The organism is Mesorhizobium sp. M1066 (assembly GCF_040318635.1).
GTDB lineage: Bacteria > Pseudomonadota > Alphaproteobacteria > Rhizobiales > Rhizobiaceae > Mesorhizobium.
This window is the reverse complement of record NZ_JAMYMR010000006.1, coordinates 124,884-143,113: the sequence shown is the minus strand read 5'-3', so window position 1 is coordinate 143,113 and position 18,230 is coordinate 124,884. Positions and strand designations below refer to the sequence as shown.

Below are 18,230 nucleotides of genomic sequence, written 5' to 3'. Positions count from 1 at the left end.
GTGTGTGCCCTCCCGCGGAGCGTGTGGCGGCGCTCGTACAGAACGACAGGAAGCATTCCATGGAACTTCTCGAACTCGAATTCTCCCGCGAAATCCATCCGGTGGATGTTATCGAGCAGGTGGCCCACAACAACGACTGGTCCTTTGAGCGGGCAGGTGACGACGAGATTTCGATCTCGGTTGCCGGAAGCTGGACCGACTATCACGTCTCCTTTTCGTGGATGGAGGATTTCGAAGCGCTGCACCTGGCCTGTGCCTTCGACATCAAGGTGCCGGAGACCCGCGCGCTGGAAGTGATGCGGCTCTTGTCGTTGATCAATGAGCAGATGCTGTTTGGCCATTTCGACCTCTGGGAGCAGGAGGGCGCGATTATGTTCCGCCAGTCGCTGCTGCTGGCCGGCGGGGTCGAGCCGTCGAGCCAGCAGGTCGAAGTGTTGCTGTCGTCGGCGCTGGAAGCCTGCGAATGCTATTTCCAGGCGTTCCAGTTCGTCGTCTGGTCGGGAACCTCGGCCAAGGACGCCCTGGCCGGCGTGCTGTTCGAGACCTACGGCAACGCCTGAGACCCCGTAAGGCAGACAAGAACCAAGATGAGTTCGAACAGCGAGCGCAAGCCCGAGATCAGTTTTGCCGATTTCGATCGTGTCGACATCCGCGCCGGCACGATCGTCGAGGCCGAACCGTTTCCCGAGGCGCGCAAGCCCGCATTCAAGCTGAAGATCGATTTCGGCGCCGGCATCGGCATCAAGAAATCGTCGGCGCAGATCACCAAATACTATACACCGGAGACGCTGATCGGCCGGCAGGTGTTCGCGGTGGTCAATTTCCCGCCGCGCCAGATCGGTCCGTTCATGTCGGAAGTGCTCACTCTCGGCTTTCCCGACGAAGAGGGCGCCGTGGTGCTCGGCGCCATCGAGCGTAAGGTGCCGGATGGCGGGCGGTTGTTTTAGGGTCCCGACTGGGGATCAGAATCCCAGGCGAACCGGGATAGATTGATACTCCTTTCGGCAGATGCTTCAGCATGGATTCATGCCGATGACCTGGCAGGAGTGTCGCGCGTGGACATCATCTGCTTTTCCTGTCCGCGTCGACCGATTTCCTTATTCTGTATAATTTGAACTGCTTGCCTTCGGCGATTAATTCAAGATTGCCGTGTCGTGGCGGGCCGCTCTCCGGCGTGATTACCAGCAGATAGTCAAAGTCACGGGTCCAATGCGCTGCATACGCCGCCTCGACCGGTGGGGAAGCACCGGCAGCGTAGGCCTCCAGTTCAGACATCGGAATAGGCCCGCCTTGCGGTATGGTCAGGTTTGCTACTTCCGGCCGGGGCCTCACCGGCTGTTTTCCCGGATAGGTGAACAGCGTTGGCATCAGTGCATTGCGTGTGACTACGGCCAACGCGGCAGCATTGTACATTGGATAAAGGAGCAGATTCGTCGGCGGGTCATCTGGGAGGCCATTCTGGCCGGTAAGGATTCGCGAACCCATTGGAATTGCGTCGAACGCGGTCATAAGGGCACGATATTCGCTGCGGCACGACAATTGCGCCCAGATCGTGATGCCACTGTTTGCAAGCCCGGCGCCAAACGCCAGCGCGACGAGAAGTGTTCCACGCGAGCCCTGCGGACGCTTGATCGTGACGAAGGCTGGCAGGATCAGAATAAGCGCCAGAAGAACGCGCCCGTCGACAAAGGCCGTGTCTGCAACGCGAAACGGCATGACAATGAACAGACACAAGAGCCCAAAGCCTATCCAGCAGCCGACGCCAGAGACCGCCACCATCCTGTGCTTCACCGCAAGGTAACTGAGAATGATCAGCACCACGGTCACGGCTGAGGAAGTGTATCTGCTGAAGCCGTTGACTTGAACCAGCGCCAACAATTTCGCCGACAGGGCCCATTCGGTTCCTTCGCCACCCACTTTGCCGCCGTAGGCGAGCGCCAGGGCGCCAACTGCGACGACCGGAGCAGACATTCCGGTAACCAGCAAGGTCGTGCGTTTCCAATTCTCAATATGGCCGGGCCAGCGGGAGAGTTCGTACAGTCCCACCACAATGCCATACAGGCCGAGGGCAAATAAGTGAGAGATATACAGAACCACGACGAAGACGGCATGGATCGCAAGGCGCAGCGGCAGAGCCCGTTCCGCAAGCCAAATCCAAACCGCGATGGACCAAAGAACGATCCCGAACCCAAATTCGAAATTCACGAATCCGAAAGCGAAAGGCATGGCGTAGAGGAAGAGCGAAGCGACGAAACCGCTGAGGATCACACGCCCTTGTGCGGCCGCTCCGACGGCCATTGCCCCGCTGACGACCAGCATTTGCGAGACTAGATAGAAAAGCTTTGATGCCAGCTCGATCCCGATCAAGCGTCCAGCGAACGGGACAACGAGATCCATGGCTAGATTAGGATAGGGTGCCCATGCGGCCTCATAGTAGGGATGGGCCTCGGGCGTACCGGCGCGCATCAGGATCGACATTCTTGCGAGATGATTTGGATAGTCCGCCATAGCCGGTATGTCGACGAGCAGTACGGGCAAGAAAGCCATCACCAGCAAAACTGTCAGCAAGATACCTTCGGGCCCGATGAAATGGCTCGTGTAACTGTTGATTCTGTTGGAGACTGTTGCTTCGAACATGCCGCAATGTAGGTAGAAATGGTAAATTTTGAGTCGCCGACATTTGCCAGAATTCTCCATGTCTTGGGAGGGCGAGATGGCGGCGCGCCTCAAGTATGGATGACTACGCAGCCCTGGACTGCATTATCAATTTGACTTGGTCATGGCTCCGAAGTCGCACAATACAAGCTATGACCCCAAGCCATCCCTTTGAAACAAGGTGCCGTGGCAGACTAACGGTTGATCATGCGTCGCCACGCTTTGTCATCCGTGGCGGTGCGTTGGCTTCGCCCTTGGATAACGAAAAGCACAGTCAGGCCGCGAGCTTTCGCGGTGTGCCCAGTGCTTCCTCGACCGTATCGAGAAACATCTCCGCACAGGCTTTCCAGCTATAGCGCATGGCACGTTCGCGGGCTTCGGCACGGTCTACATTGAGCGCCGCAAGCGAGGCCTCGCGCAGATCGTTGGAGACCGCGCCGCCAAAACCGTCGCCGACAATATCGATCGGCCCGGTCACCGGATAGGCGGCAACCGGCGTGCCGCTGGCCAGTGCCTCGATGATGACGTTGCCGAACGTGTCGGTGCGGCTCGGGAAGACGAAGACGTCGGCCGAGGCATAGATCTCGGCCAGTTCGTCGTTGGGGCGATGGCCGAGGAAATTCGCTTGCGGGTATTTCGCCTTCAGCCTGGCAAGCTCGGGGCCTTCGCCGACGATCACCTTGCTGCCCGGCAGGTCGAGGTCGAGGAAAGCACTCAGGTTCTTTTCGATGGCGACGCGGCCGACGCAGAGGAAGACAGGGCCGGGGAAGCCGAGATCCTTCTTCTTGTCGGGCCGGAAATGATCGGTATCGACGCCGCGCGTCCACGGCCGCAGCTTGGTGAAGCCGCGCGCCGAGAGGTCGTCGGCGAGTGACTGGGTGGCGACCAGCGTGCCCTGGCCGGAATTGTGGAAATCGCGCAGCCAGCGATAGGCCCAGCTTTCCGGCACCGGCAGGCGGGCGCTGAGATATTCGGGAAAGCGCGTGTGATAGCTGGTGGTGAACGGCCGGCCGGCGTTGCGGCAATAGCGCCGCGCCATGATGCCGAGCGGTCCTTCGGTGACGATGTGGATGTGGTCGGCCTTGCCGGCGTCGATCAGGCGCGCGACATGGCCGGGCGTGGTCAGCACCAGCCTGATGTCGGGATAGGTCGGCAAGGGCAGGGTGCGGAATATATTGGGCGTCAGGAAATCCACCGCGACATCGAAGGATTTCAGCGTCTCGGTGAGCCGCTCCAGCGTGTGGACAACGCCGTTGACCTGCGGGCGCCAGGCATCGGTGACCATCAATATGCGCATGGCGGCCCTTTGCAGGAAAGGTCGACGGTTGCCTCGAGACGATGCCGGAACGGCGACCAGCCTGCTGCTCTCGCTTCGCTCCAGCGCACCCGAACGGGTACGGGGTTGAAGTGAGGCGGCAAGGCCGAATCAATTGTGGTCGCGCGCTTCATGCGCGCTCTTGATCATGGTTTCATGACGGGCGGATGAAGCCGGTTTCCACTTTTCGGAATTGCGCCCGGTTATGCGGGAACCTTGATGATGGCGCGCAGTCCGCCGAGCGGGCTGTCTTCAAGGGTGATGTCGCCGCCATGGGAGCGGGCGATGTCGCGGGCGATCGACAGGCCGAGCCCGGTGCCGCTGGCATCGAGGTTGCGGGCCTCGTCGAGCCGCACGAAAGGCTTGAACACGTCTTCGCGTCGGTCGGCGGGAATGCCCGGACCATCGTCGTCGATGGTGACCAGCAGCGAGCCGCGGCCATGGGTGGCGTTGACCTCAACCGTCTTGGCATAGCGGAAGGCGTTGCCGATGACGTTGGACATCAGCCGGGCAAAGGCGTTCGGCCGCACATGCACATCGGGGTCTCCGGCAAGCGTCGTCGACAGCTTGCGCTTGCGCAGCCTGGCCTCCTCGTCGAGCTTCTCGAAATAGGCCTCGAGATCGAACCGTCCGGCGTCTTCCGAAGCCTCGCCACGGGCAAAGGCGAGATAGCCTTCGAGCATCGACTGCATATCGTCGATGTCCTGGTCGAGCGCGGCCTTGGTCTCGGCCTTGCCGCCGGAAAGCGCCAACTGCAGCTTGAAGCGGGTGAGGATGGTTCGCAGGTCATGGCTGACGCCGGTCAGCATGGCAGTGCGTTGCTCGATCTGGCGCTCGATGCGCTCGCGCATCTGCATGAAGGCAAAGCCGGCGCGGCGAACCTCTTCGGCGCCGCGCGGCCGGAAGTCGCGCGGCATCGGCCGGCCCTTGCCGAAGCTTTCGGCGGCTTCGGCGAGCATCAGGATCGGCCGGATCTGGTTGCGCAGGAAGGGAATGGCGATCATCAGGAGCACCAGCGAGGTGCCGACCATCCAGATCAGGAAGATGTGGGTGTTGGAGGCATAGGCCTGGCTGCGGCGCACGAAGACGCGCAGCACCTTGCCCTCGAGCTGCACGCGCACCTCGACGATGTTGGAGTTGCCGACCGTGTCGATCCAGAACGGGCGGTTGATCTGGCGGGTGATCTCGGACGAGAGAACATCATCCAAAATCGAGAAAAACGGCTTTGGACCGGGCGCGGGCAGTGGGTCGGGCGGCAAGAGGTCGACCTTCAGCTGCATGCGGTCCTGGGCGATGCGGATGATGTTGGTGTAGTCGGCATCGCGCGGATAGGTCTCGATCAGGTCGATGATGGCGGCGATGTCGCGCACGGTGGCCTGCGACAGGCGCTGCGTCACGGTTGCCCAATGACGTTCCATGAAGACGAAGGCGACGACCGATTGCAGCAGGATCATCGGCGCGATGACGATGATCAGCGAGCGGGCATAGAGCCGCTTGGGCATATAGAGCGAGACGAGGCGCCAGAAGCGGTTCCAGGCGCGCGGCACCGCCTTCAGCGTCCGCGCGGCGCGTGCGCTCAAGCCGCCATTGCCCGGCTGTTCCAGTTCCGTGGTTGCCATTCGCTCATTTCGCTTGCCCGCAGCCGCTCAGCAGGCCGCAGGCGGCATTCTATTCCACGCTGAGCCGATACCCAATACCGCGTACGGTCTGCAGCCAGACCGGGTTGGACGGATCGCGCTCGATCTTGCGGCGCAGCCGGTTGATCTGGACGTCGATGGTGCGCTCGCCGACCTCCGAATCGTCACCGACAAGCTCGTGGCGGGGTATCGTCTCGCCGGCCCTTGCCGCGAAGATCGCCAGGATCTCCTGTTCGCGGTCGGTCAGCTTCAGCGCCTCGCCGCCACGCTTCAATTCGCGCCGGGCGATCTGGAAGGTGTAGGGGCCGAAGACCAACTGCTCGACCTTGGGCGTGGTCGCCGGGCCACCACGGCGCAGGATGTTGTTGATGCGCAGGATCAGCTCGCGCGGATCGAACGGCTTCGGCAGGTAGTCGTCGGCGCCGGCCTCAAGCCCTGAGATGCGGCTGTCGGTCTCCGACAGGGCCGTCAGCATCAGGATCGGTACGTTCTTTTCGGCCCGCAGCGACTTGGTCAGGTCGACGCCCGTCTCGCCGGGCATCATGACGTCCAGCACCAGAAGGTCGAAGTCGAGGCCGGCAAGCTTGCGCCTGGCTTCGCCGGCATTGCCGGCGACGGTGACGCGAAAGCCGTTTTCGGTCAGATACTGCTTGAGAAGATTGCGGATGCGGGTGTCGTCGTCGACGACAAGCAGATGCGGCGCGTCGTCGTCCGGCGCGGCCGCATGATCGACCCGTTCAGTGCTCTCCATGGCTTTTCCCTGACATTTTTGCGGACCCAACGTCGATCTGCGCCCTCAGTTCCGGATTGACCATCGCTTCGAGGAACCGTTCCACCAAGGTCCGTTCGGTTACTCCGGAATCCCCCAATGCAGCATGGATGCGGCGCGACTGTGGCCGCGCCAGCGCCAGCGCCAGCGCACGGCCCTTGGCCGTCGGATAAAGTTCGCGCTGGCGGCGGTCGCGCGGACCTTGCAACTGCACGACATGGTCGGTGTCAATCAACTGCTTGAGCACACGGGCCAGGCTCTGTTTGGTGATCTTCAGCACGTCGAGCAGTTCGGCGACCGTCAGGCCCGGCCTGCGGTTGACGAAATGCAGCACCCGGTGGTGGGCCCGGCCGAAGCCGTAGTCGGCCAGGATCTGGTCCGGATCGGAGGTGAAGTCACGATAGGCGAAGAAGAGCAGCTCGATGATGGCGAAGTCGATGCCGTCCTCGACCGACATGGCGGTCCTGATCGGTTTTCCGGCGGCTGGGCTTCGATCCGTCATTATTTCTCCGTGGGAAAGAGAGATTATGTCAGTACTATTGACGTAATTTCCCTGCAATGGTAATTTTTGACAAGCTTTTGGGCGGATTGCGAACGAAAAGGCAAGGGAAGCCGGTTTTTCCGGAATTTCCTAAGTTTGCCAGAGCGCAATTATCCGCCTACGCTCCACCATAAAAGCCGCTTTGGGCGGCCGACACGAAACACACAACGATACAACTATCCGGGCTGCCGCCCGTGGGAGGTTACCATGGCATCCGTTCCCTTCGATCAACTCGATGGCTTCATCTGGATGAACGGCGAATTCGTCCAATGGGGTGACGCCAAGATCCATGTGCTGACGCACGGGCTGCATTACGCCAGCGCCGTTTTCGAGGGAGAGCGTGCCTATGGCGGCGAGATCTTCAAGCTCAACGAACACACCGAGCGCCTGCATGAATCGGCACGCCTGCTCGGTTTCAATATCCCCTATTCGGTGGCCGAGCTCAACGACGCCTCTTCCACGCTTCTCAAGAAGCAGGGTTTCCAGGACGCCTATGTCCGGCCGATTGCCTGGCGCGGCAGTGAGCAGATGGGCGTCTCGGCGCAGAACAACCGCATCAACTGCGCCATCGCCATCTGGCAATGGCCGAGCTATTTCGATCCTGCGCAGAAGCTGAAAGGCATCCGTCTCGATGTGGCGGAATGGCGCCGGCCCGACCCGCGCACCGCGCCTTCCAAGTCGAAGGCCGCCGGCCTCTACATGATCTGCACCATGTCCAAGCACGCCGCCGAGGCCAAGGGCTATGCCGACGCCATGATGCTCGACTGGCGTGGCCAGGTCGCCGAAGCGACCGGAGCCAACATCTTCTTCGTCAAGGAGGGCAAGATCCACACACCCAAGCCCGACTGCTTCCTCGACGGCGTCACCCGCCGCACGGTCATTGGGCTGGCCAAGGATCGCGGCTTGGAGGTGATTGAACGCGCCATCCTGCCGGAAGAGCTGGAAAGCTTCGAGCAGTGCTTCCTGACCGGGACGGCAGCGGAAGTGACGCCGGTTTCCGAGATCGGGCCTTACCGATTCGAGGTCGGCGAAATAGCCAAGAATCTTATGAATGACTATTCTGCGGCCGTTCAGCCCAAGCACGCGATTGCCGCAGAATAACGAAAGTCACAGCTTTTTTAGGAAGTAGGGGCGGTTTTCGGGCCGCCCCTTTTATTTCAGCGTTTCTGCATTTGACTTTCGTCCAATTCGGCGTCTCATGATGGTGTCGGCCCGGGAGGCTGACAGCTATGGAGGGACTAATCATATGGACATGAACACGCTTCTTCCGATCATCATACAGGTGATTACTGGCATCATCGGTGGTCAGGCGGTCGGTGCGGCGCTCAAGACGGCGGCGATGGGTCAGCTTCCCAAAATCCTGGGCGGAGCCATTGGCGGCGTCGGCGGTGCGGCGATCCTCGGCAGCCTGCTGGGTGGCGGTGCGGTCGATCCGGCGGCTGCGGCAGCAGCAACGAGCGGTCTCGGCAGCGCGCTGAACCTGCAGAACATCGTCGGCGGCGCCGGCGGCGGCGCGATCCTGACCGCCATTCTCGGCGCGGTCATGGGCGCCATGAAGAAGTAGGCAGGCCGTTTCGGTCTTTTCAAATGGGCGGCTTCGGCCGCCCATTTCCGTTTTCGGAGCTACCGATGTTCGTCTTTCGAGGGTGGACGCCCTTTGTCCGCGCCTCTACATCACCCGTGAACATCGAAAGGACGATCATGGGTCAGCTCAATGCCGGCATCGTGCCGGTCACACCGTTCCAGCAGAATTGCACCATCCTGTTCGACATGGATGACAAGCATGGCGTCGTCGTCGATCCTGGCGGCGATATCGACAAGGTGCTGGCGGTGCTGAAGGACAATGCGATCTCAGCCGGGGCTATCTGGATAACGCATGGCCACATCGACCATGCTGGCGGCGCAATGGAGTTGAAGGAGGCGCTCGGCGTCGAGATCATTGGTCCGCATGAGGCCGACAAGTCGCTGCTCGACAATCTGGAAAACCAGGGCAAGCGCTACGGCATCGCCGGAGCGCGTAACTGCGTGCCCGACCGGTTCCTGGCCGAAGGCGAGACCGTGTCATTCGGCGGCCATGTGTTCGAGGTGCTGCACTGCCCCGGCCATGCACCAGGTCACGTTGTTTATTACAACCGCGCGGCCAAGTTCGCCCATGTCGGTGACGTGCTGTTCCGCGGCTCGGTCGGCCGCACCGACCTGCCGGGCGGCGACCACGCGGCGCTGATCGCTTCGATCAAGGACAAGCTCCTGCCGCTCGGCGACGACATCGGCTTCATCTGTGGCCACGGTCCAGGCGGACGTTTTGGCGAGGAGAGGCGGACCAACCCTTTTTTGACTTGAACCAGGCTCGGAGCCGTAGCTGTTTTCATCAGCCTCAAGCGACCGTTGACATTGTAGGGACCACAACAAAAAAGCGCTGGCCTTGCGGTCAGCGCTTTTCTGTTTTGGGGGCAGGGAAGCCCTTGGTTTAATTGGCAGTGCAGAAATGCTGTTCGCCGTCATTGCCGGTGAACGTCCCGGTACGGGAATTGAAGCTGCGGTAGCGGTCCGAGCAGTATTCGTACCAGTCACGCGTCCACGGCTCGGCATAACGATCGGCGTAGACCACCCGCGGCTCCGCATAGTAGCGGCGCACCGGGGCCGGGCGTATCACCACGTCACGATCGTAACCGTCATCGTAGTAGCGGTCAGCGCCGGGCGGCGGCCGGTCATTGGCCAATGCACCACCGATCAGCGCGCCGGCCGCGAGGCCGAGCACGCCGGCGGCAATGGCATCGCCGTTGCCATGATGGCCATGATGACGGCGCCAGTCGCGCGCATTGGCGGCGGGCAAGGCCGTGAGCGTGGTAGCGACCACAGCAGCGGCCAGAACGGCGGTTTTGAAAATTCGGTTCATGTCGATCTCCTTCGTGCCGGCCCGTGTAGTTTCGGGGATGCGGTCCGGCTTTACCGAAGACTAATATGCGACCGTGGCTGAACGGGGGCTGAACGGATTTTTACGTGTCTATTCAAAACAGACGTCAAAAATCATAGGCTCTCAAGGGAGCGATCTGCTTGGGATCGCCGGTTTGAAGCCGGCTCAGCCGACCGACAGGTTGACGGCCTTGGGACCCTTGCCGCGCTTGTCCGGCTCGGTGTCGAACGACACTTTCTGGCCATCCTCGAGACCAGGAAGACCGGACGCCTGCACGGCTGAAATATGGACGAAAACATCCTTCGCTCCATCATCGGGCGTGATGAAGCCGAAGCCCTTGGCATGGTTGAAGAATTTGACGGTGCCGGTCTGCGGCATGGGAAGCTCCTTTGTCCCATAAACTCCAGTCTCGGGCCGGCAAATGCCCGAGTGGAAATTTGTCCTTTATTTTAGCGTCATCGGCAAGGGAAAGTTTTGCGGGCGTCTAAAGCACGTTGCGGCGCGCTTTGGGTCTTTGTTTTTATGCAAGTCGTTGCCCAGAACCTGGCGGCTTGGGCGACATCACCGGCCCGCGCCTTCGATAAGGAAAAGGCGCGACGAAGATCGCCGCGCCTTTCAAAATTCAGATCCCTCTCCAGGCCAGGTGCAGGCATGGAGCCTCCGTCGCACGTCCGAGTGACATGCGGCGCGCCGGTGGCTCAGGCTGCGCGGAGGTTGACGGCCTTGGGGCCCTTGCCCATGCGGTCCGGCTCGACGTCGAAGGTGACCTTCTGGCCGTCAACGAGCGTGCGCAAGCCGGAGGCTTCGATCGCGGAGATATGGACGAACACATCCTTGGCGCCACCATCAGGCGTGATGAAACCGAAGCCTTTGGTCGCGTTGAAGAATTTAACGGTGCCGGTCTGGGCCATTGGGGAAACTCCTTCACCCGTTCAGTCTTTGGTGGTCCCGCCCGCCGCCTGGCGCAAAGGGCAGTTCCCGGTGGTTGCTTCGGCAGTCATGCATTGGCGCATGGTCAAACCCCCCGCCGAAAACGGGGCCGTCAGAGATTCACAGTATCGGGGAAAGGTCGTCCAAAACGTTCCGCTCTCCGGGTCGCAAATGCCCGAACACGGAATTTATCGCACGGAAACGTGATGGTTGCAAGATACCGCCGCGGGCCGCCACACTGGGCGCATCCCGACGCAAGGATCGACTGACTTGGGCATCGATGGGCTCGGCATAGGCTTGCTTGCCGGTCGGGTCATCGGCCAGAGCCAGCCCACGAATGGGCCAGATATCGGCGGCGCGCTATCCCCCCTTGCGGGCCAGGCGCCGTTGTCGTTTGCGAGGCTCAAACGGGGTTGCATTTGGCAAAGGAATGGCGAGGATCGGTAACCGGGGACCGATCGTGGGAGATCATCATGAAATTTCTGGCGGCAATCTTTTCGCGGCAGGGTTTTGCCATCCTGTTGCTGTCGGCAATTCTTGCCGCCTGCACCGTCGTCGTCGATGAGGGACCAGGGCCGCGCCCGCGTCCGCCACGGCCCGAACCGCAATATTGCAGCAAGCAGTACGAGCCGGTCTGTGCCCGGCGCGGCGGCGACCGCCAGACCTTCGCCAATGCCTGTCTTGCCGACCGGGCCGGCTACCGCATCGTGCGCGACGGCCCGTGCCGCGACGGTGGCGGTGGCGGTGGCGGTGAAGAGCAGACGTTCTGCACCCGCGAATATGCTCCGGTCTGCGGCCGCCGTCATGGCGAGATGCGCACCTTCCCCAATTCCTGCGAAGCCCGCGCCGCGGACTATCGCGTCGTTGGCGACGGGCCGTGCTGAGAACGCTGCGCCTTGTTGAGGACGACAGGCGTCAAGCCGTCGGCTTCACCTGGCGACAGTAGGCGATGAACTCGGACGCGGGCATGGGTCTGGCGAAAAGCCAGCCCTGGGCATAGTCGACGTCGCGCGCCGCGAGATAGTCGGCTTGCGCCTGCGTTTCCACGCCCTCGGCAACGATCTTCAGCTTTAGTGTCTTGGCCATGTCGATGATATGCGGGGTGACGGAACTGGTGGCGGAATTCGTGCTGATCGTATCGATGAACGATTTGTCGATCTTGAGCGCGTCAAGCGGCAGCCCCTCGAGATAGGACAGGCTGGAATAGCCGGTGCCGAAGTCGTCGATTGCCACTGCGTGGCCAAGTTCGCGGGCACGAATGAGCGTCGAGCGGGCCGAGTTGATATCGACGAAACCTCGCTCCGTCGCCTCGAGCCAGATTTGCTGGGGCCGGATCCCGGTGTGCTGCAACGCCTTTTCGATGATAGGCAGGACCCGCGCGGTGCCGACATCGGTTGCGCTGAGATTGATGGCGATGTGAAGCGAGCGGTCGGCGACCAGAAGCCTGTTCAGGTCGAACACAACCATCGCAATGACCTGATCGGTGATCGCCGTGATCAGGCCGCTCTCTTCCGCCAGCGGAATGAAGAGATCGGGCCGGACGAGGGAACCGTTCGGCCGCTTCCAGCGCACCAGCGCTTCCGCGCCGATGCAATTGCCGGTCCTGAGTTCGACGATCGGCTGATAGTGGACGATGAATTCGCGCTTGCGTACGGCGATCTGCAATTCTCCCAAGGGCGAAAGCCGCCTTCGCGACAGCCACACAACCATGCCGATGATGAAGGCGGCCATGAAGGCGCCGAGCGGGAGCAGCAGAAATTGCTGCTGGCGAACGCTGCCCAGGATCTGGCTTGTCGGTTCGGTGGCGACAGCGATCCAGTCCGTTCCGCGCGCCGTGGCAAACAGGAGATCGTCATCGATGCCTTTGCCGGGGCCGGCGACGATCTTCTCGATACGAGCAGGATTCGGGCTGTTCAACGCGCCAAGCAGGATGCCCGTTTGCGTCGTCAAAGCGAGCTGGACACCGGGATCGACGATGACGTCGACAAAGCGTACCGGATCGACAAGGACGTTGTGGTCCCTGTATTGCAGCGCCATCAGCGAATGGCCCTCGCTCATCACCGGCTGCATGCGGGCGGTGACGGCAATGCCGTCCCTGGTGGTGAAGTCCGGGGTGGATTGCGCAACGCGCCCTTCGGTCGATCCCCAGGAAGAGCATTTAAGCAGGCCGTTTTCGAAATAGCCCATTTCTTCGATCGGGCGCGTGTTGATGGTGAGTTGCCGCATACGGGCTATATGGTCCGCCGAACAGCGGATGCCGGTGAACTGGTCGATCTGCCGCAAAGCGGCGGTGGCATCGTTGAGCGAGATGTCGGCCCTGGCGATGGCGCGGCTGGCGAACAGCTGCAGCCGCTCATGTTCCTTTTGGACGGTCTGAATCCAAGCGAGATGAAACATAGCCGCGATTGGCACGATGGCGCCCAGCATGGCCAACACCACCGCCGTCACGATGATGCGCGACCTGTCCATGCGCGCCTCCTGCCTTCTGGTATGAGCGGCGATCGTGGGTGGTCGCCCGCAACGTCTCGGCCACCAATCGCGGCAGTGGCCCGGTTCAGGCGGATCTTAGGGCCTCGATCTTACGTGAACTTTAATGGAGTCGTGGGGCAGCACCGCCGCTCTAAACCGGATAGGCGCCGTCGGCCGGGCCGGCGTAAAGCTCGCTGCCAGTGTCGTCACAAATGCGCAGGCGATCGGGGATTTGCGGCATGGCCAGCGTGTGGAACAGCGCGGTGGCGCCCTGCAGCGCGGCGCGCAGGTTCGGCGCCTCCAGTGATACCTTGTCGAGAGTGGCTTCGTCGGCGTCGCGCGACCGGTAGAACTCGATGACGAAATTCAAGCGCGCCTCCGTGGCAGAGCATTGCGCGGGCCTGTTCAGTCAATTCGTCCCCCACAGAGGGACGACGGAGAGGACGCACGAGGCGCGCCCTCCAGTTTGTCAGCCCTTCGACTTCGGCTTCAGGCTGCTCTCCGCCTGCTTGACCGAGGAGCCGAACGGGGAGGCGGGCTTTGCCACGACCTTGTCCTTCTTCGGCTTGCGCGTTTCGCGGTTGCTTCGCTGTTGACCTTTGGACATGTCGTGCTCCTGCTTCAGTGTTGGCTTGGCGGTGGGGTCTCAGATAAGCGGGTTGCTGGCAACAACCGGGTTGCCGGCAACAACCGGATCTGCCGGTTCGAGATTGTCTTCGGTGGTGACCCGCTCATAGGTCTCCTGCTCGCTGCGGATGCGGTACTGCGGCGAACCATCCTTGACCGGCAGCCTGCTCTTGATCTGGAACAGTTCGGCGGTCTTCTGGACGAGGCCGGTGCGGCTCTTCATGCGCACGGTCTGACCGATCGAAAACTGGTGCGCGGGCGTGTCGGTACGCGGGCGCGCATTCTGCTGGAAACGGATCATGCTGCATTCTCCCTGTCGCGCTTCAGCGCTGTTTCGAGTTCGAGGTAATCGATGGCGACAAGCTGGCTGGTGGGCGGGTTTTTCGCTGCCCTTGCCGGCAGATGGATGAAAGTGGCGACGCGGCGCCAGGCAAGCCGCGACATGCCCTCGATCAGCTCTTCGTCGTGGTCGATGTCGTAGTCGCCGGCCGGCAGCTGCCCTTCCAGTCCGCCGAGCACGAAAGGTGCGGTGAAGTGCGCGATGGAGTGGGTGGTGCGGTCCGGCATTGTCTTACCTATGCAAAGCAGCGGTCCTGAAAACAAAAAAGCGGGGACGAGCCCCGCTTTCCTATTTCCGGCAGTCGCTGGAAATAAGCCGCTTTCGAGAGCTGCCAGTACATCCGTGGTCAGCGTTCATCGAATTCGGCCGGATCAGATCAATTGCAATTGGCGGCCGACTCGCGGCCCTTGGTGTCACGCTCCAACTCGAACTGCAGCTTCTGGCCTTCGGCGAGGCCGGGGAAGCCGGCGCGCTCCAGTGCGCTGACATGGACAAAGACGTCCTTGCCGCCATCGGTCGGCTGAATGAAGCCGAAGCCCTTCTGGCCATTGTAGAACTTCACGGTTCCGGTGTTCATGTCGGTCTTTCGAAGAATGAGAATGGTCGCGCGGAGCGAATATGCCGCGCGCCCGGTATCGATGATTTGGAATGAGATTGGCGGGTCGAGAACCTCTGACGCCGCGAGATGCCAATTCTGGCCCAAAGCGATCCTGTACAGATAGGCCTTTGTTGTAATTTAATCAAGGCGTTTTAAAATAAAATTGGGTTTCATTCAAAAAATTGCGCGCTGTAACTATCAGAAAAATGATGATACAAATTCATACAATTCAAAAACTGTTTGAAGCTTAGCGGGAATAATTCTCCCAGTATTTTCATTTTTCTTGTGAATTGAAGAAGGAGACCTCGTGATGTCCGTAAAGACGCCAATAGGCACCCCCGTAACGATCACGCCGGTCGCAAAGCCGGTAATGGCAAAGCCGATGGTTGTCCTGTCGCCGCGGCTGACTGTCAGAAGTGACGAGGCGGCAAAGCGAAGGATCGCCGACACCGATGGAACGGTTCGGCGTGCCAGGCAGGTTGCCGAGACCAATCGCCTGATTTGATCTTTCCGCACCGACGAAAGGACGAGACAGCAAGCGAAGGCTTGAACCTGCGGCGCCGATGGCCTAGATCGCACAGGCGGATAAAACACGGCAGGTTTCCCATCAACAGAGATCAAAGACGAGCGGCGGGTGCGGGAGCCAGGTCTGGCGCAGGCGGACAGCCACCGCTGGGCCTCGACCAGTATGTGCAGCAGGCGTTGCAACTGCATCAGGCGGGGCGCCGGCAAGAGGCTGAGACGATCTACCGGCAGGTGTTGGCGCGTCAGCCCAAGCATGCGGCCGCGGCGCATTTCCTGGGACTGCTGCTGCACCAGACCGGGCGCAGCGAAGAAGGGCTGGATCTCATCGAACGGTCGGTGAGCCTGCAGCCGACGAATCCCGATTTCCTCAACAATTTCGGTACGGTGATGCGCGACCTCGGCCGCCCTGCTGCGGCCATCGATTTCTTCCGCGGCGCGGTGGATCTGCGGCCGGACCAGCTCGCGGCGCGCGACAATCTCGGCTCATCGCTGAAACAGGTCGGCCAGTTCGAAGAGGCCGAAGAGATTTATCGCGGCACGGTTGCACGCAACCCATTTCATGTGCGCGCCCGCATCGGGCTTGCCGAAACCCTGCAGGAAGCCGGGCGGCTGGATGAGGCGCTCGCCGTCTTCCGCGAAGCGCTGACGATCCGGCCCAAGGATGCCGATCTGCTGCACGGGCTCGGCGTCGGGTTGATGGAAAAGGGCAAGCTCGACGAGGCGGCCGACCTGTTCCGGCAGGCGTTGGCGATCAACCCCGCCATGGCCACAGCCTGGCTGATGCTGACGCAGGTCAAGCGCCAGAAGGAGCGCGACAGCGAGCTTGGGGGCATGGAGGCCCAGCATGCCAAGGCGCCGCAGGACAGTCTGGCACGCATGCAGCTGTCCTTCGGACTCGGCAAGGCGAATGACGATCTCAGGGATTATGGCCGGGCCTTCGACTATTTCGCCGAAGGCAATGCGATCCGCCGCAAAGGCATCGACTACGACCAGGCCAGGACGCGGGCCGAGTTCGAAGCGATGAAGGCCACCTTCGATGCCGGCTTCTTCGAGAAGCACAGGCCCAGCTCAATCAGCGACGACACGCCGATCTTCATCGTCGGCATGCCGCGTTCGGGCACGACGCTGGTCGAGCAGATCATTGCCAGCCATCCGCAGGTCTACGGCGCAGGCGAGCTCAGCATCTTGAAGAAGGCGGTCGGCAAGCAGTTCCCGGCGACCATGCCGGGTGGCTTCCCATGGGGCGTATCGGATATGGGCGATGCGGATTTTGCCGAGGCAGGCCAAGCCTATCTCGACATGCTGCATGCCCGCTATCCGAACATGCGTCACGTCACCGACAAAATGCCAGGCAACTTCCTGCTTGTCGGCTTCATCCACATGATGATGCCGAAGGCCAGGATCATCCACTGCGCGCGCGATGCGGCGGCCACCTGCCTGTCGATCTACAAGGTGCATTTCCGCGGCGACAGCCATCGCTATGGCTACGATCTCGGCGAGCTCGCCGACTTCCACAATCTCTACACCGACATCATGAAGCATTGGCACACGGTGCTGCCGGGCGTCGTGCACGATGTACGCTACGAGGATTTTGTCGCCGACCAGGACGGACAGACGCGGGCATTGATCGCTCATCTCGGCCTGCCTTGGGACGACGCGGCACTATCTTTCCACGAGACCGACCGACCGGTTCGCACGGCTTCAGCCGCACAGGTGCGCCAGCCGATGTATCAGGGGTCGGTCGATCTGTGGAAGCGCTATGGAGACCGGCTCAAGCCGCTGCTGGACAAGCTGGATTAGCGGCCTGGTCACAGTTTAGCCGAAGCACAAGCTTCGTCATCCCATGACCTGCGCGGCTTCGCTTCGCTCCTTGCTCCGCCATAGGATGACGAAGCGATGGGCGATTAGGTTAAGAGCAAGAAAGCGCCGCGCGAAAGGAATCCGCGCGACGCGCTTGGAGTATTTGGTGTGCAGGCCACCTTGGGTCGGCGCGCCTACATCTCAATGAATGGCTTGAAGCCACCGAAGATCATGCGTTTGCCGTCGAACGGCATGTCCGCCCAATCGGCCTTCAAGCGCGGGTCGGCCATCACCTTGGCCATGACGGCATCGCGACTCTCCCGCGACTCATAGACGGCCCAGGCGAAGACGACGATCTCGTCGTCCTTGGCCTGCACGGCACGCGGGAAGGACGTGACCTCGCCATAGGGCACGTCGTCGCCGATGCATTCGACATAGGCGAGCGCGCCATGTTCCCTCCAGATAGGCCCTGCGAGGTTGGCCAGCTTCTTGTAGTCATCGAGATTTGCCTTGGGCACGGCAAGTACGAAACCATCGACATAGGACATTTTGGATCTCCTCCTGGAATTTCACAGGGCCTCACCGGCACTGGCCGGTGAGGTCTCGGGCTATCGGCGGCAGATCAGGCTTTCTTCACCGGCGCGTTCATCGCCCATTCGACGCCGAACGGGTCGCGCATATTGCCCCACTGATCACCCCAGAACATGACTTGGAGCGGCACGGCGACTTCGCAGCCGGCATCGACGGCGCGCTTCCACCAGGCTTCGATGTCGTCGCTGCCGAGGTGAAGCTGCATGGTGTACCCCTGCGGCTTGACGGCGGGCATTCCGTTTTCTGGATAGAAATCGGAGAGCATGAGGGTCGAGCCATTGATGTGGAGGTGAATGTGCATGGTGCGGCCTTTTTCGTCCGCCGGGTAGGCAAAGACCTGCTCCGCGCCGAAGGCCTTCTTGTAGAATTCGGCAGCCTTGAAGGCGCCATCCAGCTGCAGATAGGGGGTCAATCCGCCGAGCACTTTGGCCGCGGGCTGAACGGGGGTCTGGTCGGTCATGTCTTGCTCCTCTTTGCGTTTGGCCTTGCGAGCCATAGGACGGATCAGGCGGCGGCGAT

The 18,230-nt window shown here is 61.3% G+C and carries 24 protein-coding genes; 7 read left to right on the top strand and 17 right to left on the bottom strand.

All coding sequences use genetic code 11. The features are described from left to right. Positions 1-59: 59 nt before the first annotated feature. Together NKH52_RS11745 and NKH52_RS11740 are read left to right on the top strand one after the other, a co-directional pair. Entirely contained in the window at positions 60-560 is a 501-nt protein-coding gene (locus NKH52_RS11745) for a type III secretion system chaperone family protein (RefSeq protein ID WP_013893499.1), read from the top strand. A gap of 27 nt (positions 561-587) precedes the next feature. Then, positions 588-947 (top strand): tRNA-binding protein, encoded by a 360-nt coding sequence (locus tag NKH52_RS11740; RefSeq protein WP_127261686.1) that lies wholly within the window; start codon positions 588-590, stop codon positions 945-947. A gap of 115 nt (positions 948-1,062) precedes the next feature. On the opposite strand, the gene NKH52_RS11735 is transcribed toward NKH52_RS11740, so the two are convergent. The 5 genes from NKH52_RS11735 to NKH52_RS11715 form a co-directional block, all read right to left on the bottom strand. After that, entirely contained in the window at positions 1,063-2,637 is a 1,575-nt protein-coding gene (locus NKH52_RS11735) for a hypothetical protein (RefSeq protein ID WP_352730003.1), read from the bottom strand. Positions 2,638-2,929: 292 nt separating this feature from the next. Further along, entirely contained in the window at positions 2,930-3,952 is a 1,023-nt protein-coding gene (locus NKH52_RS11730) for a glycosyltransferase family 4 protein (RefSeq protein ID WP_352730001.1), read from the bottom strand. A 221-nt stretch (positions 3,953-4,173) separates the two neighbouring features. After that, entirely contained in the window at positions 4,174-5,589 is a 1,416-nt protein-coding gene (locus NKH52_RS11725; RefSeq protein WP_127416366.1) for an ATP-binding protein, read from the bottom strand. Between the two features lie 49 nt (positions 5,590-5,638). Next, positions 5,639-6,358, bottom strand: coding sequence for a response regulator (locus NKH52_RS11720; RefSeq protein ID WP_013530014.1), 720 nt, complete (start codon positions 6,356-6,358; stop codon positions 5,639-5,641). Further along, positions 6,345-6,878, bottom strand: coding sequence for a MarR family winged helix-turn-helix transcriptional regulator (locus tag NKH52_RS11715; RefSeq protein WP_027039379.1), 534 nt, complete (start codon positions 6,876-6,878; stop codon positions 6,345-6,347). Before NKH52_RS11715 ends, NKH52_RS11720 begins: the two co-directional genes overlap by 14 nt. A gap of 246 nt (positions 6,879-7,124) precedes the next feature. Here NKH52_RS11715 and NKH52_RS11710 point away from each other — a divergent pair, with 246 nt between their 5' ends. The 3 genes from NKH52_RS11710 (at position 7,125) to NKH52_RS11700 (ending at position 9,257) form a co-directional block, all read left to right on the top strand. Next, on the top strand, positions 7,125-8,018 hold the full coding sequence (locus NKH52_RS11710) for a branched-chain amino acid aminotransferase (protein ID WP_352729998.1): 894 nt from the start codon (positions 7,125-7,127) through the stop codon (positions 8,016-8,018). 145 nt (positions 8,019-8,163) lie between these two features. Further along, positions 8,164-8,481: a hypothetical protein gene (locus tag NKH52_RS11705; RefSeq protein ID WP_013530017.1), complete on the top strand. Its 318-nt coding sequence runs from the start codon at positions 8,164-8,166 to the stop codon at positions 8,479-8,481. Positions 8,482-8,618: 137 nt separating this feature from the next. After that, positions 8,619-9,257 carry an MBL fold metallo-hydrolase gene (locus NKH52_RS11700; protein WP_024505622.1) on the top strand — a complete coding sequence of 213 codons (639 nt, stop codon included), beginning with the start codon at positions 8,619-8,621 and terminating at the stop codon, positions 9,255-9,257. 127 nt (positions 9,258-9,384) lie between these two features. On the opposite strand, the gene NKH52_RS11695 is transcribed toward NKH52_RS11700, so the two are convergent. From NKH52_RS11695 to NKH52_RS11685, 3 genes are all read right to left on the bottom strand, one after another. Further along, entirely contained in the window at positions 9,385-9,813 is a 429-nt protein-coding gene (locus NKH52_RS11695) for a BA14K family protein (RefSeq protein WP_023809802.1), read from the bottom strand. 183 nt (positions 9,814-9,996) lie between these two features. After that, positions 9,997-10,209: a cold-shock protein gene (locus NKH52_RS11690; RefSeq protein ID WP_013530020.1), complete on the bottom strand. Its 213-nt coding sequence runs from the start codon at positions 10,207-10,209 to the stop codon at positions 9,997-9,999. Positions 10,210-10,529: 320 nt separating this feature from the next. After that, positions 10,530-10,742 carry a cold-shock protein gene (locus NKH52_RS11685; RefSeq protein WP_006202520.1) on the bottom strand — a complete coding sequence of 71 codons (213 nt, stop codon included), beginning with the start codon at positions 10,740-10,742 and terminating at the stop codon, positions 10,530-10,532. Positions 10,743-11,234: 492 nt separating this feature from the next. On the opposite strand from NKH52_RS11685, the gene NKH52_RS11680 reads away from it, so the two are divergent. Next, a complete protein-coding gene (locus tag NKH52_RS11680) occupies positions 11,235-11,645 on the top strand; it encodes a Kazal-type serine protease inhibitor domain-containing protein (RefSeq protein WP_352729996.1) in 411 nt (136 codons plus the stop codon). Between the two features lie 31 nt (positions 11,646-11,676). Here NKH52_RS11680 and NKH52_RS11675 read toward each other — a convergent pair whose 3' ends face one another. The 7 genes from NKH52_RS11675 to NKH52_RS11645 all read right to left on the bottom strand — a co-directional run bounded on the left by NKH52_RS11675 (position 11,677) and on the right by NKH52_RS11645 (position 15,509). Then, a complete protein-coding gene (locus tag NKH52_RS11675) occupies positions 11,677-13,230 on the bottom strand; it encodes an EAL domain-containing protein (protein WP_352729994.1) in 1,554 nt (517 codons plus the stop codon). 151 nt (positions 13,231-13,381) lie between these two features. After that, a complete protein-coding gene (locus NKH52_RS11670; protein WP_023809801.1) occupies positions 13,382-13,600 on the bottom strand; it encodes a hypothetical protein in 219 nt (72 codons plus the stop codon). Positions 13,601-13,699: 99 nt separating this feature from the next. Next, positions 13,700-13,837, bottom strand: a complete 138-nt coding sequence (locus tag NKH52_RS11665; RefSeq protein ID WP_164482279.1) for a hypothetical protein — start codon at positions 13,835-13,837, stop codon at positions 13,700-13,702. 39 nt (positions 13,838-13,876) lie between these two features. Then, on the bottom strand, positions 13,877-14,158 hold the full coding sequence (locus tag NKH52_RS11660; RefSeq protein WP_023809799.1) for a hypothetical protein: 282 nt from the start codon (positions 14,156-14,158) through the stop codon (positions 13,877-13,879). Then, on the bottom strand, positions 14,155-14,424 hold the full coding sequence (locus tag NKH52_RS11655; RefSeq protein ID WP_023809798.1) for a hypothetical protein: 270 nt from the start codon (positions 14,422-14,424) through the stop codon (positions 14,155-14,157). The genes NKH52_RS11660 and NKH52_RS11655 overlap by 4 nt, the downstream gene beginning before the upstream one ends. 149 nt (positions 14,425-14,573) lie before the next feature. Further along, positions 14,574-14,774 (bottom strand): cold-shock protein, encoded by a 201-nt coding sequence (locus NKH52_RS11650; protein ID WP_352729991.1) that lies wholly within the window; start codon positions 14,772-14,774, stop codon positions 14,574-14,576. A 219-nt stretch (positions 14,775-14,993) separates the two neighbouring features. After that, complete coding sequence (locus NKH52_RS11645) at positions 14,994-15,509, bottom strand: hypothetical protein (RefSeq protein WP_352729989.1); 516 nt, start codon at positions 15,507-15,509, stop codon at positions 14,994-14,996. On the opposite strand from NKH52_RS11645, the gene NKH52_RS11640 reads away from it, so the two are divergent. Then, a complete protein-coding gene (locus tag NKH52_RS11640) occupies positions 15,486-17,120 on the top strand; it encodes a tetratricopeptide repeat-containing sulfotransferase family protein (RefSeq protein WP_127294959.1) in 1,635 nt (544 codons plus the stop codon). The two genes, NKH52_RS11645 and NKH52_RS11640, sit on opposite strands and share 24 nt — an antisense overlap. A 194-nt stretch (positions 17,121-17,314) precedes the next feature. Here NKH52_RS11640 and NKH52_RS11635 read toward each other — a convergent pair whose 3' ends face one another. Next, the gene (locus NKH52_RS11635) at positions 17,315-17,668 is read right to left on the bottom strand and encodes a DUF1428 domain-containing protein (protein ID WP_352729986.1); all 354 of its coding nucleotides are present in this window, start codon (positions 17,666-17,668) and stop codon (positions 17,315-17,317) included. A 74-nt stretch (positions 17,669-17,742) separates the two neighbouring features. After that, entirely contained in the window at positions 17,743-18,171 is a 429-nt protein-coding gene (locus NKH52_RS11630; protein WP_127268665.1) for a VOC family protein, read from the bottom strand. Positions 18,172-18,230: the final 59 nt, after the last annotated feature.

Excerpts from the sequence above, each read along its gene's own strand:
- NKH52_RS11745 (WP_013893499.1), top strand. The coding sequence starts at position 60 with ATGGAACTTCTCGAACTCGAATTCTCCCGCGAAATCCATCCGGTGGAT.
- NKH52_RS11740 (WP_127261686.1), top strand. The coding sequence starts at position 588 with ATGAGTTCGAACAGCGAGCGCAAGCCCGAGATCAGTTTTGCCGATTTC.
- NKH52_RS11735 (WP_352730003.1), bottom strand. The coding sequence starts at position 2,637 with ATGTTCGAAGCAACAGTCTCCAACAGAATCAACAGTTACACGAGCCAT.
- NKH52_RS11730 (WP_352730001.1), bottom strand. The coding sequence starts at position 3,952 with ATGCGCATATTGATGGTCACCGATGCCTGGCGCCCGCAGGTCAACGGC.
- NKH52_RS11725 (WP_127416366.1), bottom strand. The coding sequence starts at position 5,589 with ATGGCAACCACGGAACTGGAACAGCCGGGCAATGGCGGCTTGAGCGCA.
- NKH52_RS11720 (WP_013530014.1), bottom strand. The coding sequence starts at position 6,358 with ATGGAGAGCACTGAACGGGTCGATCATGCGGCCGCGCCGGACGACGAC.
- NKH52_RS11715 (WP_027039379.1), bottom strand. The coding sequence starts at position 6,878 with ATGACGGATCGAAGCCCAGCCGCCGGAAAACCGATCAGGACCGCCATG.
- NKH52_RS11710 (WP_352729998.1), top strand. The coding sequence starts at position 7,125 with ATGGCATCCGTTCCCTTCGATCAACTCGATGGCTTCATCTGGATGAAC.
- NKH52_RS11705 (WP_013530017.1), top strand. The coding sequence starts at position 8,164 with ATGGACATGAACACGCTTCTTCCGATCATCATACAGGTGATTACTGGC.
- NKH52_RS11700 (WP_024505622.1), top strand. The coding sequence starts at position 8,619 with ATGGGTCAGCTCAATGCCGGCATCGTGCCGGTCACACCGTTCCAGCAG.
- NKH52_RS11695 (WP_023809802.1), bottom strand. The coding sequence starts at position 9,813 with ATGAACCGAATTTTCAAAACCGCCGTTCTGGCCGCTGCTGTGGTCGCT.
- NKH52_RS11690 (WP_013530020.1), bottom strand. The coding sequence starts at position 10,209 with ATGCCGCAGACCGGCACCGTCAAATTCTTCAACCATGCCAAGGGCTTC.
- NKH52_RS11685 (WP_006202520.1), bottom strand. The coding sequence starts at position 10,742 with ATGGCCCAGACCGGCACCGTTAAATTCTTCAACGCGACCAAAGGCTTC.
- NKH52_RS11680 (WP_352729996.1), top strand. The coding sequence starts at position 11,235 with ATGAAATTTCTGGCGGCAATCTTTTCGCGGCAGGGTTTTGCCATCCTG.
- NKH52_RS11675 (WP_352729994.1), bottom strand. The coding sequence starts at position 13,230 with ATGGACAGGTCGCGCATCATCGTGACGGCGGTGGTGTTGGCCATGCTG.
- NKH52_RS11665 (WP_164482279.1), bottom strand. The coding sequence starts at position 13,837 with ATGTCCAAAGGTCAACAGCGAAGCAACCGCGAAACGCGCAAGCCGAAG.
- NKH52_RS11660 (WP_023809799.1), bottom strand. The coding sequence starts at position 14,158 with ATGATCCGTTTCCAGCAGAATGCGCGCCCGCGTACCGACACGCCCGCG.
- NKH52_RS11655 (WP_023809798.1), bottom strand. The coding sequence starts at position 14,424 with ATGCCGGACCGCACCACCCACTCCATCGCGCACTTCACCGCACCTTTC.
- NKH52_RS11650 (WP_352729991.1), bottom strand. The coding sequence starts at position 14,774 with ATGAACACCGGAACCGTGAAGTTCTACAATGGCCAGAAGGGCTTCGGC.
- NKH52_RS11645 (WP_352729989.1), bottom strand. The coding sequence starts at position 15,509 with ATGCAGTTGCAACGCCTGCTGCACATACTGGTCGAGGCCCAGCGGTGG.
- NKH52_RS11635 (WP_352729986.1), bottom strand. The coding sequence starts at position 17,668 with ATGTCCTATGTCGATGGTTTCGTACTTGCCGTGCCCAAGGCAAATCTC.
- NKH52_RS11630 (WP_127268665.1), bottom strand. The coding sequence starts at position 18,171 with ATGACCGACCAGACCCCCGTTCAGCCCGCGGCCAAAGTGCTCGGCGGA.